The sequence below is a fragment of the Clostridium sp. OF09-36 genome (assembly GCF_003481985.1).
Classification (GTDB): Bacteria; Bacillota; Clostridia; order Lachnospirales; family Lachnospiraceae; genus Brotaphodocola.
In genome coordinates, this window is the sequence record NZ_QUMD01000007.1 from 87,897 (window position 1) to 103,910 (window position 16,014).

Genomic DNA, 16,014 nt, shown 5'->3' on the forward strand with positions numbered 1-16,014 from the left:
CTTCTTCCTCCATTTTCTTCGTAAGCCACGATTCTGTCACAAGATATGGCTGCACACAGCCAGTGCCGCTACCATAGCCAGTTCTGCCGTCTGCAAAAAATAACCGGCCAGGTCTCCTGTCGTTCCACCAAATTCCGTTAATGCCATATGGTGATACCAGAAAAAGACCAGTGCTGCCGCTGCCATCATGATCAGCGTTGTAAACACGCCTGCCGTGACAAGAAAAAACAGGACTCCGGCAAGCAGCCATCCCACCAGAACCGCCTTTACAACCGGGGATCCGCTTCCGGTTTCTTTTGCAAAGGTTGCAGCAAGCCCGTCCTTTCGCGCTTTCGGAAAGCAGAGGACAGAAAGACCGCTGAACGAGCGGGTGATCACATAAATTCCGGCAATCGCAGGAAATGCAGAATTTCCAAGTTCAGAAAATGCTGCAGTATAAAGCAGCAGATACACGCCGCAGCCTGCAATCGCAAAGGCTCCTGCATGTGGGTCCTTTAAAATTTCCAGTTTCCGCTCCCGGCTTAAAAACGAACTTCTTGCATCTGTCACATCCAAAAAGCCATCCATGTGGATCCCACCGGTGATCAAAAGCGGGATTGCCGTTCCAAGCAGGGAAAACGCCAGTATTCCAAGTCCTGCTGCCTGTGCGGCAAACACATATACATTCATGATAAGGCCGATCACGGCTCCGATCAGCGGGAAAAAGCAAAAGGCATATTTCATGCCACGCTCACTCCACTCGATAAATGGCATCGGAATCCGGGAATACATAGAAAACGCGATGATAAAACTTTCCACCATTATCCTGCATCTCCTTTCTGACGGATCGGAATTCCATAGACTACTTCCGTGACCAGGGAAGCCTTCTCTGCCAGCCAGATATTTAAGGTTCCTAAGAGACGGATATAGCGGATGGTGTCCGCATCGTAGCTGCATCCGTCCGAAAAAATCTCATTTGTCACGATCACCAGATCGTTCGTCTGCGCTTCCAGGTTCTGGATTCCCACCTGAATGCGTTCCAGGATTTCTTCATCGGTTCCGCCAATCTCAAATTGTTCATTTGCCAGAAGATTTGACATGCATTCCAGCATCAGACTGCCTTTCCCCGGAAGCCTTACCTGTTCCAAAGTGTGAAAGGCTTCAATCGTCTGAAAGCCTTTTCCTTCCCGCATGGCGCGGTGTTTCCTGACTCTCGCTTCCCCTTCCGCGCCCCAGGCGCGCATGGTCGCAAGATAAAATTTTTCCGGTCCTTCTGCCTTTGCAAGCTGCCCTTCCGCATAGGCCGATTTGCCACTCGCAGAGGCTCCGGTAATCAGATGCATCATAGCGTTTCTTCTCCATCTAAAAAGTTTAAGATCAGATCCGGTCCCGACAAATAGTACAGATGCGGGAATCCGGCAAGGATCCGGTCTGTCTGGTACATGCAGTCCCAGCCTCGCTTCGACTGCGGCTTATTGGCCCGGAACGCATCCCCCGGCGCTGTGCTGTCCCAGTAATGAAACTCATGTCCCTTGATCCGATACGCTCCATTCTGCTCCAGGGAAATATAGCCAAACCGGCCAAGCTTTCCCGTACGGTAACCGTCCCCGGGAAGCAGACCCGCCATAGGCCATACCGTGCCGTTCTCATCTTCCAGGGATTTTTGCAGATACAAAAATCCACCGCACTCCGCAAGGATCCGGACACCGGTTTTGGAAGCGTTTCGTATAGCTTCCAGCATCGATGTATTCTCGGAAAGCTCCTTCGCGTAAAGCTCCGGATAACCCCCTCCTAATAACATAGCCTGCACAAAAGACGGAAGCGCGGTATCGTGCAGCGGGGAAAATGGTACGATCTCCCAGCCATGTTCTTTCAGGAAATTCAGGTTTTCCTGGTAGTAGAAGCAGAACGCTTCGTCCAGTGCCACCGCGATTCGTTTCTCTGGTTTCATCCGGTTTTCTATTTCACAAACATCGTTTTCCACGCAAATCCGAGTTTGGCCAGGATCTGGCAAATTTTTATTTTTACAACCAAATAGTTCCGATTGACCTGATGTGTTCTTTTCTTCACCCATGGAAATTCCGGCTAATCTTGCACTTTTCACATTTTTTCCCACATAATATCCGGCAAGTTCCAGAATTCCTTCCACATCCAGGCACTTGGCAAGCTGGCCGGCAAATGCCGCTAAATGCTCCCGCAGATCTTTTTGTTCTTCCGGCATGGTCAGTCCAGATGACGGCTCTTGATATCTACCGTCTCGCAGACCGGAACCGCACCAAGATACTTCACTCCCAATTTTTCAATTTCCGGGCGCAGGCGTTCTCCTACCATCGGATTCGTCCGGTTTAAGATCACACCACGGATATGGCTGTCCTTCTGATAATCCAGAAAACCCTTGATCTGGGCCGCAAGGGAAAGGCTGCTGCCTTTGCCGTCCACCACCAGGATGACCGGCGAATTTGTGATCTTTGCGACCTCATAGGTGCTCGCCGCCATGGAATTACCGCCAATGCCGTCATAAAATCCCATAACACCCTCGATCACGGAAAGCTCTGCCTGCGACGCCCTGCTTTCCAATAAATCCCGCAATTCGGATTCCGGCAGGAAAAAGCTGTCCAGATTGCAGCTGTCAATCCCAAGCACATACTTATGAAACATCGGATCAATATAATCCGGACCACATTTAAAGGATCGGCAGGCAATTCTCATGCGCTGAAATAACGTCAGCAGCCCGACAGTCAGAAGGGTTTTTCCGCTTCCGCTTCCCGGTGCCGCAAGAAGAATGCGGGGATAACGACTTTGTTCATTCTCCTTGTTTTCTGTTTGCTCTGAGCCCATGGTAATAATATAAATCGGATTCTGGGCCTGCATCATATGGTAAGGGCCACGTTTTTCTGCCCTGGAAACCTGCATGCAGATTACTTCCGGCTCCCGCCCGTTTCGCTTCATCCATTCCATGGTCTGGGAAAGGCTCTCCAGCGCGATCACGTTGATCACAATCTGCACATTTGGGTTTTTCTTTGTGACAAGATCCAGAATCTCCCCTAAATTTCCGCCGCTTCCGCCGATAAACACCCGGTCCGGTGCTGGATAACCTTCCATGGAATCCGGCGCTTTCCCGGAAACCACGGTCAGGTTGCGCACTCCTGCTTTTTCCGCGTTTTTCCGGATCAGCTCACAGCCTTCCTCCTTCTGTTCAAACGCATACACATGTCCGTTCGGCACATGCAGCGCCATTTCCACAGAAACGGATCCCGTGCCGGCTCCGATATCATAGACAATGTGGCCCGGCTCCAGCTCCAGCTTGGAAACCGACACAGACCGCACTTCACTCTTTGTCATAGGGATTTTTCCCCGGATAAACCATTCATCTCTCATTCTTCATTCCGCTCCAGAAATACTGCTGTCAAACTGTCTGTTTCCTGATCTGTCAGTTCCTTTGCCATACCGCAGATGTTCTGTTCCTCTTCGTATCCCATACGCGCACCTGCAAAAATCCGTGTTTTTCCAAGCCCGGCCGCTGTCAGCGTCTGACAGATGGTTTTTAAGTTCTGGCTGCTGTCCAGCAGCAAAAAAACCAGTTTATGCTGTTTTACCAGTTCTGCCACATCGCAGTCCCGCCCATGGGCACTGGCCAGGCAGGCATCCTCCCAGGAAATCTGGAACCTCGCAGCCAGCGCGGAAACCGAAGAGATTCCCGGATAAACCTGAACCTGATAAGGACATGCTGTTTCCTGCGGCCAGCGCGTATGAAGTTCCCGCATCATACTGCCGCTGCCACTGTAAAAGCCTGTATCGCCGGAACAGATGACTGCCGCATGGGAAACCTGCGGGTGCGTCTCCAGCCAGTCCAGGATCTGATCCGGCTGATAAAACGCTTCCTGCTGCTTGCCGCAGATCCATTTTTCTACATCCCGAAGCATACGGGAAGCACCGAAGACTGCATCACACTGTTTGAGAGCATCCAAAGCTTCCAGGGTCAGCTGTCTGCCACCCCCCATTCCCATGCCGATGAGGCTAAGGCTGCGTGCACCAGTTTCGGATGTTTTATCCGGCAAAGGATTCTCTTTCTTTTCCTGCCTTTTTGAAATCCGGTACGCGTCCATCAGCTGTTTTGCCTCGTTTAAGGAAATTCCTTCTTCCTGGACCGGTCGCCGGATCACGATCACAGAAACACCGCACGCTCTGGCTGCTTCCAGTTTTTCCGCGAATCCTCCACGTTTTCCAGCTTCTTTGGTCACGAGCCAGCCTGCGTGTGCCGTACGCAGTAATGCAGTATTCAATTCCGTGGAAAAAGGTCCCTGCATTGCGATCACATGGGCACCGCGGATTCCAAGCTCCTCACACTTTTTCAATACCTGGCTGTCCGGAAGAACCCTGGCATAGATCCGGTCCTTACATGCAGGATCAGCGGCAAATTTTTCCAATTCCTTGCTTCCCGTTGTCAGAAGCACCGGCCGGTCATCCGCTTTCAGATAGTTCACAGCCTCTTCTATGGAATCCGCCAGAAATAAACCTGCGCCGGAGCCATTTTGTTCCATCTCAACCTGGGAAGGATCTCGCAGGATCCGCTTGTATGGGATCTGCAGCGCAGCACACAGGGAAGATACCTGCTCTGTCACAACACGCGCATAAGGATGTGTCGCATCCATCACCAGCTTTGTCCCTGTTTCCATCAAAAACGCGCGCATATCCTCTTCCTTCAGAGCACCGGTATGTACCCGCACAACCGCGCTTTCCTGAAGCAGGCTTTCCCCATAGCCGGAAACCACACTGACCACAACCGGAATCTGATATTCCTGCGCATATTCAGCCAGTTCCCGTCCCTCGGACGTACCGCCAAATATAACAACCGGTGTTTGTTTTTGTTTCTCCATGCTTTTCCTCCTTCCTATCCGTAAAAAGCAGTCTCAGCCACTGCAACGGTCACACCCGGATACACCTGCTTTTTCACCAGCAGTCTGGCATCTTTTCCGGCGCAAAGAAGCGCAGAACGCTCGCAGACATTTCCAACTTCCGTCACCTGACGCACAAAACCAGACTCTGAGAATTCTCCCTGCACTGCTTCCAGTTCACTGCTTGTGTAGGTCATAAAAGGAACTGCAAGTTTTTCAGACAACTGCAATAGTCCCGTCTCTTCTTTTTTTAAGTCAATGCTGGCAATGGCTGCCACTGCCTGAACATCCAGATTTGCCTGTCTGAGTGCCTCCTGCACGGCAAATTCAATGGCTTCCCCCGGTGTCTGTTTCCGGCACCCAATCCCAAGAATCAGGGATTTTGGCACAAGACGTAAGAATTGTGGTTCGCACTGGTCGTCATCTGTAACTTTAGAAACAGCAGGCATTCTTTCTTGTGGAAAACCAGTCCAAAAATCCGGTTTCACATGACAGGTTACCCACACATTCCTGCGATTCACCTTATTTTCCTGGTATCCGGTTGCATCCGGAAGTTCCAATGGATATTCACTGAAATAACCGACTGTTTCTCCATCTAGCAGCGCCGCGGCAACCTCTTTTGCCAACTTTCGGTCTGTAATGGTCAGATGATGTTCTTTAGCCCAGACGTCAATTGCATGCCGCCCTCTCACATCGGACGCTGTTGTCACCACAGGGACAGCACCAAGGATCCCGGCTGTCCACTCTGCCAGATGGTTTGCTCCGCCTACATGACCAGACAAAAGAGAAATTGCGAAACGTCCTGCCTCATCCACTACCACAACAGCCGGATCAGTCAGCTTGTCCTTCAGATAAGGCGCAATCAGACGGACCGCAATTCCCGCGGCACCAACAAAGATCAGGCCATCCATTTCCTCGAACTGCTGCCTGGTCCAGTCTGAGAGAGAGCCGGTTACCATGCATAACCCTTTTTGTTCTTCCATGCCAACGCGCTTTCCCGTGTAGCCCGTGCAGGAATCACCAGCGACACAAAACGCCTCGACCAGTTTTGAAGCAAGTTCTGCTCCTCTTCCTGTAAATCCGATCACTGCAAGCTTCATACATTATCCTTTCGTTTTTCAATCGACAACATCTGCTGTCAGAACGATATCATACAGGATTTTCCGTTCAGAAAATCCCTGTTTCCGAACAATGGCCTCTTCCTTAGCTACGTTCACGTTTCCATGTCTCAAATAAACGCTTCCAGTCCGTGGTCGTTCCAAACATCTGATGCGCAGTCGAAAACGTCACCACCTCAGCGCAAATTTTTCCATCACTCCACTGCTCTAACTGCCGCTTCACGTATTCTGCAGTCAGGTCTAACAGTTTTCCAGCAATTCCATGTTGTTTCAGCAATTCCAAAGCATCATCGGTGGTATTGCAGGAAAGGATCTGCTGCTTTAATTTCTGATATCCCAATGCTTCCGTAAGCTGCGCCATCTGTTCCATACGCCCATCTCCATACTTAGAATGCGTATTCTCCCTGCCTGCCGATACTTTGATTAATTTTCCAATGTGTCCGACAAACAATACGCTCTGGAATCCCTCTTTCTGTGCCATAAGCACGGCGGCCTTTACAAAATTGCTGCAAAGTACTGCGTTTCCGACCGGAACGCCAAGCGTTTTTTTCAAAAATTCTTCCCCATAATTGCCAGGAGCCATCAAAAGCACCTTCGCTCCATTTACCGCTTTCATGTGAATTTCCAGACGGATTGTCTCCAGAAGCGCTTCTTCACTCATGGGCTTGACAATGCCAGTGGTGCCAAGAACTGAAATTCCACCCTGAATTCCAAGCTTGGGATTAAAGGTCTGGGACGCTAGCCGTTCTCCGTCTGGGATTGAAATCTCAATGAGCAGGCATTCTTCATATGGAGTCTGCCTCATTACTTCATCGACCGCTCCCAGGATCATGCTGCGCGGCACCGGATTGATCGCATAATGTCCCACCGGGCAGCTTAACCCCGGTTTTGTCACCATACCAATCCCCAGGCCGCCATTCAAATATAGGTCTGGAAATTCTTCAAGGAAATAACCACTTCCCGTTGATTTCAGCCTTTCCAGTATTTTTCGGCTGACCGGCTTTACACTGGCTAATATGAGGGTTTGATTGGTCACATCCGGGTCATCCCCGGAATCTTTTTGTACTCCAAAACAAAACGGTTCGCCCTCTTTTAAAAATGGGATTACCGGAATGCGGCAGCTTCCGCCGCCAGGCAATGTTAACTCGGAATATGTAAATGTTTTTTGGCGCGTTGCCTGCGCAAAAAAAGCGGCCGCCGCCTTCGCCGCAGCCGCCGCACAGGTCCCGGTTGTGTATCCATTCCTCAGTCTTTTCTCTGTCACTTGTTCTCCGTTCAGGCGCATGATTTGCAACAGTAACTTTTTTATGCGCTGTAATCGGTTTTATTATACTTTCTTTTTACAGGTTTGACAAGCATCAGACCCAACCATCTCTATCGGATATCTGCTTCCTTTTGCATCTGCTTTTTCCGTTTCGTGATCAAACCGCCGATCCGGCCGCTTTCCTTTGAAGTCAGGCAGCGCCAGCCTTCTTTCAGTACGCGGTCTCCCAACCCAAGCTCCTCTGCAATTTCAAATTTCAGCTGTTCTTCCGGTGACATATGTTCCACATCAATCGGTTTTTGTTCTTTTTTCTTAGACATAAAGGCACACTCCTTTTTTCCTGAAGTGTGCCCGATTTTTCGATTTCTATCCATATGCGAATATCTTATTTATTCTATTTCATCCACTTTCTGCGGCATGATGACTGCTGCTATGATGTAAGCCAGAAGTCCGGTTCCGGAACAGGCAATCAGCACCCACACAAGCCGGACAATCGTCGGATCAACGCCCAGATATTCTCCCAGGCCACCGCACACACCGCATATGATCTTATTTGTATTAGAACGATACAATTTTCTGTTAATATCCATAATCAAAATCCTCCAGATGTTCTTCCAGTTTCTGCGCATGCTCATAGGACTGACGCACATAGCTCTTCGCGTTTTTCGCTCCACCATTCATCAGCCCGGCCGTTACAATTCCGGTCCCCAAAAGACAGCATACGACTCCAATCAGTAAAAACCACTTAACGCAATTTTTCATATAGTTTTTTCCCTCCCCGAAGCAATCCTGAAAGGATCTTCACAATCGTGCGGATACACCATGGAACAAATTTTCCATAGGTCAATATGGAAAGTGCCACTCCGATCAGCGCGCAGCCAAACACAAACACGGCAAAACCGGCAACCGTAATACCGCCCCAGAAATCAGAAACCAGGATTCCTGCTCCCATAACCGTCAGAATCACGGTGCTAAACCCGGCTGCAACGGTCAGAAAACCAATTCCAAAAACCGCAGCGGCCACCAGCGCAATCAGTGTCGCAGCCGCAGCCACAACTCCGCTTCCCACTCCAAGAAGCCATGGCAGCAGGATCAGGGCTAAAATACCAAACAAAATCAGTTTTACGACCGGTGTCTGGTTCTTATTTTTTCCTGAACGTACATTTTTCGATTTTCTATTTGTCCGGTTTCCGGCGGATTCCTCAAACATATCCTCATCAAATCCGGTTGTCCGGCGTCTGTCAGCGAATCCTTCATACGCATCCCCGTCAAATCCGGCTTCTGCTTCTTCATAGACATCCGGAAGTTCCTTTCGCTTTACCACCTGATATCCCGGATCCCGGAAACGCTCATCCTCATACCCTGTTTCCGTAAAGGAACCGCCATCTTCCAGATCGGCGTTCAGATTACTCCGGATGATGGATGCGATCCGCTCCGGGCTTCCAAACTCACTCAGTACATCCGCCTCCCGGTCTTCTCCTGCCTCATCCAGATAATCCTGGTAATACGCAATCGCCTCTTCCCGTTCCTCCTCCGGAATATCGGAAAGCAGATATTCCAGCCTTTCTATAAACACTGCCTTATTCATGATCTTTCTCCTCCAATATTCCGGAAATTTTCTGCGCGTAAACATTCCACTCTCCGCGGTAAAGATTCAGCTGCAATCTCCCGCTTTCCGTGATCCGGTAGTACCTGCGGTTTCTCCCATCGATGGCCATGTCGTAAGTCTCCAGACATTCATCTTTTAACAGACGTCTGAGAACCGGATATAACGTAGATTCCGAAATATCGAGTACTGCCCGTACTTCCTGGGTAATACGGTACCCATAGGTCCCGTTCACATCTCTGGAAACAACCGATAAGACGATCGCGTCCAGCAGCGCGGATCCTGTGTTAAAAACCATCGTACTCCACCTTTCTGTCATTCTGTATGTTTATTTTTATAATATTATATATTATATAATATTGTTCATGTAAATAATATACAACATATAATATTGCATGTCAAGACAGAAAGAAGGAAGTTTCAAGTTCTCCCATCAGCAGACGCGCCTTCTTGATCTGCACATACAACAAAGGAGCCATCGCACATTCGTGCAACAAGCCCCTGGCTATCATTTTTCACAAATACGATGCCGACCACAGTTCCTAAAAACAGGAATTTTGTGTCAACACATCCCCTGGCTCTTTTTTCTCATTTCTTTTTTCTTACCGGAATGTGAACCTCTGGAATTGCTACATCATCGTAAGTAATGGAATCATGGTGCTCCGATGCATGCTCCTCCTTCTTTCTTTTTCCAATGTGGATTTCTGGAAATGCCAGATCCTCACTGGAAATTTCATACTCATGTCCGTGTTTTTTATCCTTCTCTTTGTTCCAGAACATAGTGTTTTCCTCCGCTTTTTTACTACGGCCAGAATCATCCCCCCGCCTGGCCGGTTCCTATAAAAAGTTAATAAAGAATGTAATGGAAAGGGTATTTAAAAAGTCTGCAAACAGGCTTCCGACCAAAGGGATCAGAATGTATGCCTTTACGGAAGGCTCATACTTTTCGCAGACAACCTGCATATTCGCCATGGCATTCGGTGTAGCGCCCATACCAAATCCACAGACGCCGGAGCTGATGACTGCCGCATCGTAGTCGCGCCCCATCACGTTGAACACGACAAAGCGTGCATACACAAACATCAGAACAACCTGACCAAACAAAAGCACCAGAAGCGGAAGCGCCAGATCTGCTAACTGCCACAGTTTTAACGTGATCATGGCGATTCCTAAAAATAAGGAAAGGCAGATACCGCCGATGTCGTTGATCTCGCCCATATGGGTCGTGTACTTTCCACTGTATTCGCCGATGTTGCGGATAATGGCCGCCGCGATCATGGCTCCAATGTAAATTGGAAAGGTAAGGCCGGTCAGGGACAAAAGATCCGACACAAAGGTGCCAAACCCGATCGCAATGATCAGCTGGAATACCGCCATCGGATACATCGTGGTATGGCGCTCATGCTTCTTTTCTTCTTCGATCAGAAGGTTTTCCTCCTCGATCAGAAGGCTGTCATCCTCCGGAACAATAGTTTTTAGGAGGTCATATTTTTCGATCAGGCCTTTTCCGATCGGGCCGCCCATCACACTGCCTGCGATCAGGCCAAAGGTCGCAGCTGCCGTGCAGACCGTGGTAGCGCCTTCGCTTCCCATGCTTTCCAAGACCGGTCCAAAGGCACCTGCCGTTCCGTGTCCACCTACCATCGGGATGGACCCGGTACAAGTCCCACCAGCGTCGGAATGCGTAAAAGCTTTGCCAGGCCGATCGCCAGGAAATTCTGGGAAATGATCAGCAGGATGACCAAGCCTAAAAATACTGCCAATGCTTTTCCGCCGCTCCGGAGCACCTTTAAATTCGCCTGAAATCCGACAGAGGTAAAGAAAAATACCATGCAGACTTCTTTTAAGGTATCATCAAATGCAAATTCCGCAATTCCGGTGACATAACAGATGCAGGTACACACTGCAAAGATCACGCCGCCGATCACCGGAGCCGGTATACAGAACCGCTCCAGGACTGCACACCGCCTCCTTAAAAATTTACCCAGCATCAGCGCGGCCACAGCGGCCGCGATCGTCTGGTACATATCTAGTTCAATTATCAAATCTAACTCAATCCTTTCTCTGTAGCAATCCACAGCCGGTTATTTTACGTAGGCTGGCGAACCAGCACCTGCCTGGCTGGGATTTACTTTTCCCCATCTGTGATTCATTGTTTTCGCAAAGCTGGTCATTGACAAATTCCAAATCAGGCACAGCTTCCAGATTTCCCAGAAGCAAAGGAACGGGTTCAGGATCAGCGTAATGATGATCTCCGAAGAAAAGATCAGGGAAGTGTTCAGCGGCGGAACATTCTTCTGGCAGCTGATCTGGATCTGACTGTAAAGTGCACGGATAAAAACACCGATAAATACCGCACTGACCCAGAAGGAAGGCTCGACTGAACAAATGAAGCGTTAGGCAGATTACACAAATTTCAGGATATCTTCCGGAGCCTTTCGTTTCGGCTTCTCCGGATTTACTGCGCGGTAACCGGCTGCAATGACAGATACCACCTGCTCTGTCTCCGGGATTCCAAGCATCCCAGCGATCTTCGCTCCATCCCGGATTCCCATGATCAGGGTATCGAGGCCGAGCTCCCTCGCTTTTAAAATGAGGTTTTCATTCTGGAGTCCCAGGTCATAATAACCCCAGCCATTTCCACATTCATTCACCGCTGCACCGGTCTCTTTATCGAAACCGACCCGGTTCTTCACGAACGTGGTTACAATATAAGCTGCTCCCCTGGAATTATTCTGGTTGAACTGCGGCAGGCAGTTCTCCGAAAGTGCTTCACACTGGGCTTCATCTAAAACAGCGTAATAACGGGAAGTCTGGGAATTTTTCCAGGACGGTGCCTGAATAGCCGCCTGTACCATAGCTGTGATCTGCTCCTTTGTGGCACGTCTGCTGCTGTCATATGCCCGGATGCTTCTTCTTTCCTCTAATAACTTATCAAATTCCACGAGTTTATCCTCCTTTGTATTCCCTTATAACAGCGCAAAACGTCAAAAAATCCATTCACTCATCACATCCGCACTGCTTTTAGCGTATAAACATTTTTATTGTACCACATTTTTTTAATTTCTTGTAGGGGATAAATCGTAAAACAATAAGAAGGCTTTTTATATATAAAAAACACCATGCACGGAATTTTCATCCACGCCATGGTGTTTTTCTATATCATCAAATCTTTTCTATTTGAGATTACTCAGCGTCTGCCTCGGTCTGCTCAGCCGGAGCCTGCAGAGCTTTCATGCTTAAGCTGATTTTTCTGTCCTCGCCGTTGAAGTCAACAACCTTAGCCTCGATCTCCTGGCCGATGGTCAGAGCGTCTGCCGGTTTGTCAACGTGATCTCTGGAAATCTGGGATACATGAAGCAGAGCGTCTACGCCCGGCTCTAACTCAACGAATGCGCCGAAGTCAGTCATACGAGCAACACGGCCGGTTACTACGTTGCCTACAGCGTACTTCTCAGCTGCGTTAGCCCACGGATTCTGCTCCGGGAACTTTAAGCTCAGAGCGATCTTCTCGCCGTTGATGTCTTTGATGAGAGCCTTTACATGGTCACCGGTCTTGAATACCTTCTTTGGATTCTCAACACGGCCCCAGGACATCTCGGAAATATGAAGCAGGCCGTCAGCGCCGCCCAGGTCTACGAATGCACCGAAATCGGTTACGTTCTTAACAGTACCCTCTACGGTATCGCCAGCGTGGATGCGCTCGAAGAGCTCTTTCTGCATCTCAGCCTTCTTAGCAACCATAAGCTGCTTTCTGTCGCCGATGACTCTTCTTCTCTTCGGGTTGAACTCAGTGATAACGAAATCGATATCCTGACCTGCGTACTTGCTTAAATCTTTCTCATAAGTGTCAGATACCAGGCTTGCCGGAATGAAGACTCTTGCCTCATCAACAACAACGCTTAAGCCGCCGTCCAGTACCTGTGCAACCTTTGCGGTAAGAACCTCGTGGTTCTCGAAAGCCTCTTCCAGTCTCTTGTTGCCCTTGTCTGCAGCCAGTCTCTTGTAGGACAGTGCAACCTGGCCCTCGCCGTCGTTTACTTTAACAACTTTTGCTTCCATCTCATCGCCAACCTGAACCTGGGTTCTGAGATCTACGTTTGCTTCGTTGGTGTACTCACTTTTCGGGATGATACCATCGGATTTGTATCCAATGTTCAGGACGATCTCGTCCTCTTTCACATCGATGACTTTACCAGTGACGATCTCTCCCGTACGTATTGTTTTTAATGATTCCTCCAACATTTGTTCAAAACTTAATTCTGACATTAGTATGAACCTCCTCAATAATTTGATTCGGGGTGGATGCCCCCGCTGTAATACCTACGCTGCGCACAGAATTCACACATTCAGGGTTGAAATCGCCGAGTGACTGGATAAAGTAAGTATTCTTACATTCCTTTTGGCATATCTCGTAGAGTTTCTGTGTGTTGGAGCTGTGTTTGCCGCCTATGACAATCATAGCGTCCACTTCAGAAGCAATACGTCTAGCTTCCACTTGTCTCTCCTGTGTTGCATTGCAAATCGTATTTAAAACAAGTATATCATAACCCTTTTTCTCGAATTTTTCAACTAAATCTTGAAATTTCTTGTAATTAAATGTCGTTTGGGATACGATACACATCTTTTCCTCTTTTGAAACAGACAAATGCTCGATCTGGTCCGCATTTTCCACCACCAGCGTCGTGTCATTTCCCCATCCGCGGATGCCCTGGACCTCCGGATGATCCGGGTTTCCGATGATGATGACCCGGCGTCCCTCCCGCGTCTGTTCTTCTACGATCCGGTGGATCTTTTTTACAAACGGACAGGTGGCATCCACAACCGTGATATGATGTTCATTTAAAAGGTCATAGATTTCTTTCCCGACGCCATGGGAACGGATCACAACGATCCCGCCGGTAAGGGCCGCCAGCTCCTCCTTTGTATTTAAGACCTTTACCCCTTTTTCTTCCAGGTCTTTCACCACAAACTCATTGTGGATGATCGGTCCATAGGTATACACGGGCTTTTCCGCCTTCCCGATCTGCTCATAAACCTGTTTCACCGCCCGCTTAACGCCAAAACAAAATCCGGCTGTCTTCGCTACGATGACTTCCATTAGGCATCCTCCTTAAGGCCATGGGCTTTCGCGGTATCAATGATGGCCTGCACCACCTCACCGATCGTCATTTCCGAACTGTCAAGGAGCACAGCGTCATCCGCCTGCTTTAATGGTGCGATCTCGCGGGTCATATCGCGATGGTCTCTCTCAATGATATCTTGCTCAATTTCTTCCAGATTACACATGGTTCCTTTTTCCGTTAATTCTTTGTAACGGCGCAGGGCACGTACCCGGCTGCTGGCAGTCAGATAGATCTTTGCCTCTGCATCCGGCAGGATACAGGTGCCGATATCGCGTCCGTCCATAATCACATTCTGGCTGGCAGCAAGGCTTCTCTGCAGCTCTAACAGATGGGCGCGTACTGCCGGGTATACGCTGGTTGCAGAGGCGGTATTTCCCACCTCCTCGGTGCGGATCTTTCCGGATACATCTTCCCCGTTTAAGATAACCTGCTGGGAGCCATCCTGGTAACGGATGGTGATGTCCGCATTTTTCACCGCCTCGCTGACTGCCGCCTCATTTGCAGTATCGATGCCGCTCCTCAGCAGATATAAAGCGATTGCGCGGTACATGGCACCGGTATCCACATAGATAAAGTTCAGCTTTTTTGCCACCATCTTCGCAATCGTGCTCTTTCCGGCACCTGCCGGTCCGTCAATCGCAATGTTGAATGCATGTTTCTCCATAGTTTTCGTCGTCTCCTTGCATGAAGCAGCGTTTCTCCTCACTGCCTGTTTTTTGTGTTTCAAGCTTTCGTTATGACCCGGTCCGCGTGTATGCGGCCGGCAACGCAAAATTGCAGTCACATGATCCTACTGCGGAACAGAAATCCCGGCCAGATACCCGGTGGACCAGGCAATCTGGAGATTAAAGCCGCCTGTTACCGCATCCAGGTCCAGTACTTCTCCGGCAAAATAAAGTCCTGCCGTCTTTTTCGATTCCATGGTCGACGGATTTACTTCACGCACAGATACACCGCCCTGTGTGATGATCGCCTCCTTATAATCCCGCAGTCCGACCAGCGTAATGCAGAAATCCTTGACTGCGCAGACAAGGGCGTGGCGTTCCTCCCGGGTGATCTCATTGACCTTTTTCTCCGGGGAAATTCCGCTCCGCTCAATGATCACCGAAATCAGCTTTGCCGGGAGCAGGTGATTTAAGGAATTCTTATACTGTTTATTTTTTGCCTCTTCAAAATCGCGCAGGATGCGGGCATCCAGCTGCTCTGCGGAAAGTGCGGGCTTCAAATCGATGGAAAGGGTAAGAGGTCCCTTCTTTAACGTGGAAGCCACATAACTGCTGGCCGAAAGAAGGACCGGTCCGCTGACACCAAAATGGGTAAACAGCATCTCTCCAAACTCTTCAAACAGCACCTTTTTCCCATTGCGGATCTCTGCATGGATGTTGCGCAGGGAAAGCCCCTGAAGTTCCTTGCAGACCGGCTCCTTTGCTTCAAACGGCACCAGTGCAGGCGAAAGCTCCGTAATGGTGTGTCCAAGCTCCTTTGCAAACCGGTAACCATCCCCGGTAGAGCCGGTAGACGGGTAAGAAAGCCCGCCGGTCGTAACGATGACCGCATCTGCAGGGACCGTCCGGTTTCCGCGTTTTAAGCGGACCCCGGTCACATGGCCATCTTCCTGGAGGACCTCTGCCACCTCTTCATGAAGCTCTACATTCACCCCAAGGTCACGCAGGCAGACCGTCAGTGCATGGATCACATCCGATGATTTGTCAGAGACCGGGAAGACACGGTTTCCGCGCTCTGTCTTAACCGGGCAGCCATACCGTTCCAAAAGCTCCACGATATCGGTATTGGTAAATGTATAAAAGCTGCTATATAAAAACTTGGCATTATGGACTACATTTCCAAACAGCTCCTCTGTATCGCAGGCATTGGTAATGTTGCACCGTCCCTTTCCGGTGATGTAAACCTTTTTCCCAAGCTTTTCGTTTTTCTCATAAATGCAGACCTTATGTCCCGCGCCTGCTGCGGCAATCGCCGCCATCATGCCTGCGGCACCGCCGCCGATGATGATTACCTGACTCAT

The 16,014-nt window shown here is 49.4% G+C and carries 18 protein-coding genes and 1 pseudogene; all 19 read right to left on the reverse strand.

The window, feature by feature from the left end; genetic code table 11:
* Window positions 1-36 precede the first annotated feature (36 nt).
* Complete coding sequence (locus DXA97_RS07795; protein ID WP_118719277.1) at window positions 37-801, reverse strand: adenosylcobinamide-GDP ribazoletransferase; 765 nt, start codon at window positions 799-801, stop codon at window positions 37-39.
* Entirely contained in the window at window positions 801-1,325 is a 525-nt protein-coding gene (locus DXA97_RS07800) for a bifunctional adenosylcobinamide kinase/adenosylcobinamide-phosphate guanylyltransferase (RefSeq protein WP_118719279.1), read from the reverse strand. The genes DXA97_RS07795 and DXA97_RS07800 overlap by 1 nt, the downstream gene beginning before the upstream one ends.
* Complete coding sequence (locus DXA97_RS07805) at window positions 1,322-2,200, reverse strand: hypothetical protein (protein WP_118719280.1); 879 nt, start codon at window positions 2,198-2,200, stop codon at window positions 1,322-1,324. Before DXA97_RS07805 ends, DXA97_RS07800 begins: the two co-directional genes overlap by 4 nt.
* A gap of 2 nt (window positions 2,201-2,202) precedes the next feature.
* Complete coding sequence (cbiT, locus tag DXA97_RS07810) at window positions 2,203-3,357, reverse strand: precorrin-6Y C5,15-methyltransferase (decarboxylating) subunit CbiT (RefSeq protein WP_118719282.1); 1,155 nt, start codon at window positions 3,355-3,357, stop codon at window positions 2,203-2,205.
* The gene (gene cobK / locus DXA97_RS07815; protein ID WP_118719284.1) at window positions 3,354-4,856 is read right to left on the reverse strand and encodes a precorrin-6A reductase; all 1,503 of its coding nucleotides are present in this window, start codon (window positions 4,854-4,856) and stop codon (window positions 3,354-3,356) included. Before cobK ends, cbiT begins: the two co-directional genes overlap by 4 nt.
* Window positions 4,857-4,870: 14 nt before the next feature.
* The gene (locus DXA97_RS07820) at window positions 4,871-5,974 is read right to left on the reverse strand and encodes a cobalt-precorrin 5A hydrolase (RefSeq protein WP_118719286.1); all 1,104 of its coding nucleotides are present in this window, start codon (window positions 5,972-5,974) and stop codon (window positions 4,871-4,873) included.
* A gap of 103 nt (window positions 5,975-6,077) precedes the next feature.
* Window positions 6,078-7,256 carry a cobalt-precorrin-5B (C(1))-methyltransferase CbiD gene (gene cbiD, locus DXA97_RS07825; RefSeq protein WP_118719288.1) on the reverse strand — a complete coding sequence of 393 codons (1,179 nt, stop codon included), beginning with the start codon at window positions 7,254-7,256 and terminating at the stop codon, window positions 6,078-6,080.
* A gap of 110 nt (window positions 7,257-7,366) precedes the next feature.
* Window positions 7,367-7,576, reverse strand: coding sequence for a small, acid-soluble spore protein, alpha/beta type (locus DXA97_RS07830; RefSeq protein ID WP_118719290.1), 210 nt, complete (start codon window positions 7,574-7,576; stop codon window positions 7,367-7,369).
* A 69-nt stretch (window positions 7,577-7,645) separates the two neighbouring features.
* Window positions 7,646-7,846 (reverse strand): PspC domain-containing protein, encoded by a 201-nt coding sequence (locus DXA97_RS07835; RefSeq protein ID WP_347560284.1) that lies wholly within the window; start codon window positions 7,844-7,846, stop codon window positions 7,646-7,648.
* Complete coding sequence (locus DXA97_RS07840) at window positions 7,836-8,018, reverse strand: hypothetical protein (RefSeq protein ID WP_118719292.1); 183 nt, start codon at window positions 8,016-8,018, stop codon at window positions 7,836-7,838. The genes DXA97_RS07835 and DXA97_RS07840 overlap by 11 nt, the downstream gene beginning before the upstream one ends.
* The gene (locus DXA97_RS07845; protein WP_118719294.1) at window positions 8,002-8,844 is read right to left on the reverse strand and encodes a DUF1700 domain-containing protein; all 843 of its coding nucleotides are present in this window, start codon (window positions 8,842-8,844) and stop codon (window positions 8,002-8,004) included. The genes DXA97_RS07840 and DXA97_RS07845 overlap by 17 nt, the downstream gene beginning before the upstream one ends.
* Window positions 8,837-9,160, reverse strand: coding sequence for a PadR family transcriptional regulator (locus tag DXA97_RS07850; RefSeq protein ID WP_118719296.1), 324 nt, complete (start codon window positions 9,158-9,160; stop codon window positions 8,837-8,839). Before DXA97_RS07850 ends, DXA97_RS07845 begins: the two co-directional genes overlap by 8 nt.
* A gap of 290 nt (window positions 9,161-9,450) precedes the next feature.
* Window positions 9,451-9,642: a hypothetical protein gene (locus DXA97_RS07855; protein ID WP_118719298.1), complete on the reverse strand. Its 192-nt coding sequence runs from the start codon at window positions 9,640-9,642 to the stop codon at window positions 9,451-9,453.
* Window positions 9,643-9,699: 57 nt separating this feature from the next.
* Window positions 9,700-10,907, reverse strand: a pseudogene (gltS, locus tag DXA97_RS07860) (sodium/glutamate symporter).
* A 360-nt stretch (window positions 10,908-11,267) separates the two neighbouring features.
* Window positions 11,268-11,807 (reverse strand): nitroreductase family protein, encoded by a 540-nt coding sequence (locus DXA97_RS07865; RefSeq protein ID WP_118719300.1) that lies wholly within the window; start codon window positions 11,805-11,807, stop codon window positions 11,268-11,270.
* A gap of 241 nt (window positions 11,808-12,048) precedes the next feature.
* Window positions 12,049-13,131: a 30S ribosomal protein S1 gene (gene rpsA, locus DXA97_RS07870; RefSeq protein WP_118719302.1), complete on the reverse strand. Its 1,083-nt coding sequence runs from the start codon at window positions 13,129-13,131 to the stop codon at window positions 12,049-12,051.
* Window positions 13,112-13,963 carry a 4-hydroxy-3-methylbut-2-enyl diphosphate reductase gene (gene ispH, locus DXA97_RS07875; RefSeq protein WP_118719304.1) on the reverse strand — a complete coding sequence of 284 codons (852 nt, stop codon included), beginning with the start codon at window positions 13,961-13,963 and terminating at the stop codon, window positions 13,112-13,114. The genes rpsA and ispH overlap by 20 nt, the downstream gene beginning before the upstream one ends.
* Entirely contained in the window at window positions 13,963-14,652 is a 690-nt protein-coding gene (gene cmk, locus DXA97_RS07880; RefSeq protein ID WP_118719306.1) for a (d)CMP kinase, read from the reverse strand. Before cmk ends, ispH begins: the two co-directional genes overlap by 1 nt.
* A gap of 126 nt (window positions 14,653-14,778) precedes the next feature.
* The gene (locus DXA97_RS07885; RefSeq protein ID WP_118719308.1) at window positions 14,779-16,014 is read right to left on the reverse strand and encodes an NAD(P)/FAD-dependent oxidoreductase; all 1,236 of its coding nucleotides are present in this window, start codon (window positions 16,012-16,014) and stop codon (window positions 14,779-14,781) included.

Excerpts from the sequence above, each read along its gene's own strand:
- DXA97_RS07795 (WP_118719277.1), bottom strand. The coding sequence starts at position 801 with ATGGTGGAAAGTTTTATCATCGCGTTTTCTATGTATTCCCGGATTCCG.
- DXA97_RS07800 (WP_118719279.1), bottom strand. The coding sequence starts at position 1,325 with ATGATGCATCTGATTACCGGAGCCTCTGCGAGTGGCAAATCGGCCTAT.
- DXA97_RS07805 (WP_118719280.1), bottom strand. The coding sequence starts at position 2,200 with ATGCCGGAAGAACAAAAAGATCTGCGGGAGCATTTAGCGGCATTTGCC.
- cbiT (WP_118719282.1), bottom strand. The coding sequence starts at position 3,357 with ATGAGAGATGAATGGTTTATCCGGGGAAAAATCCCTATGACAAAGAGT.
- cobK (WP_118719284.1), bottom strand. The coding sequence starts at position 4,856 with ATGGAGAAACAAAAACAAACACCGGTTGTTATATTTGGCGGTACGTCC.
- DXA97_RS07820 (WP_118719286.1), bottom strand. The coding sequence starts at position 5,974 with ATGAAGCTTGCAGTGATCGGATTTACAGGAAGAGGAGCAGAACTTGCT.
- DXA97_RS07830 (WP_118719290.1), bottom strand. The coding sequence starts at position 7,576 with ATGTCTAAGAAAAAAGAACAAAAACCGATTGATGTGGAACATATGTCA.
- DXA97_RS07835 (WP_347560284.1), bottom strand. The coding sequence starts at position 7,846 with ATGGATATTAACAGAAAATTGTATCGTTCTAATACAAATAAGATCATA.
- DXA97_RS07840 (WP_118719292.1), bottom strand. The coding sequence starts at position 8,018 with ATGAAAAATTGCGTTAAGTGGTTTTTACTGATTGGAGTCGTATGCTGT.
- DXA97_RS07845 (WP_118719294.1), bottom strand. The coding sequence starts at position 8,844 with ATGAATAAGGCAGTGTTTATAGAAAGGCTGGAATATCTGCTTTCCGAT.
- DXA97_RS07850 (WP_118719296.1), bottom strand. The coding sequence starts at position 9,160 with ATGGTTTTTAACACAGGATCCGCGCTGCTGGACGCGATCGTCTTATCG.
- DXA97_RS07855 (WP_118719298.1), bottom strand. The coding sequence starts at position 9,642 with ATGTTCTGGAACAAAGAGAAGGATAAAAAACACGGACATGAGTATGAA.
- rpsA (WP_118719302.1), bottom strand. The coding sequence starts at position 13,131 with ATGTCAGAATTAAGTTTTGAACAAATGTTGGAGGAATCATTAAAAACA.
- ispH (WP_118719304.1), bottom strand. The coding sequence starts at position 13,963 with ATGGAAGTCATCGTAGCGAAGACAGCCGGATTTTGTTTTGGCGTTAAG.
- cmk (WP_118719306.1), bottom strand. The coding sequence starts at position 14,652 with ATGGAGAAACATGCATTCAACATTGCGATTGACGGACCGGCAGGTGCC.
- DXA97_RS07885 (WP_118719308.1), bottom strand. The coding sequence starts at position 16,014 with ATGAGTCAGGTAATCATCATCGGCGGCGGTGCCGCAGGCATGATGGCG.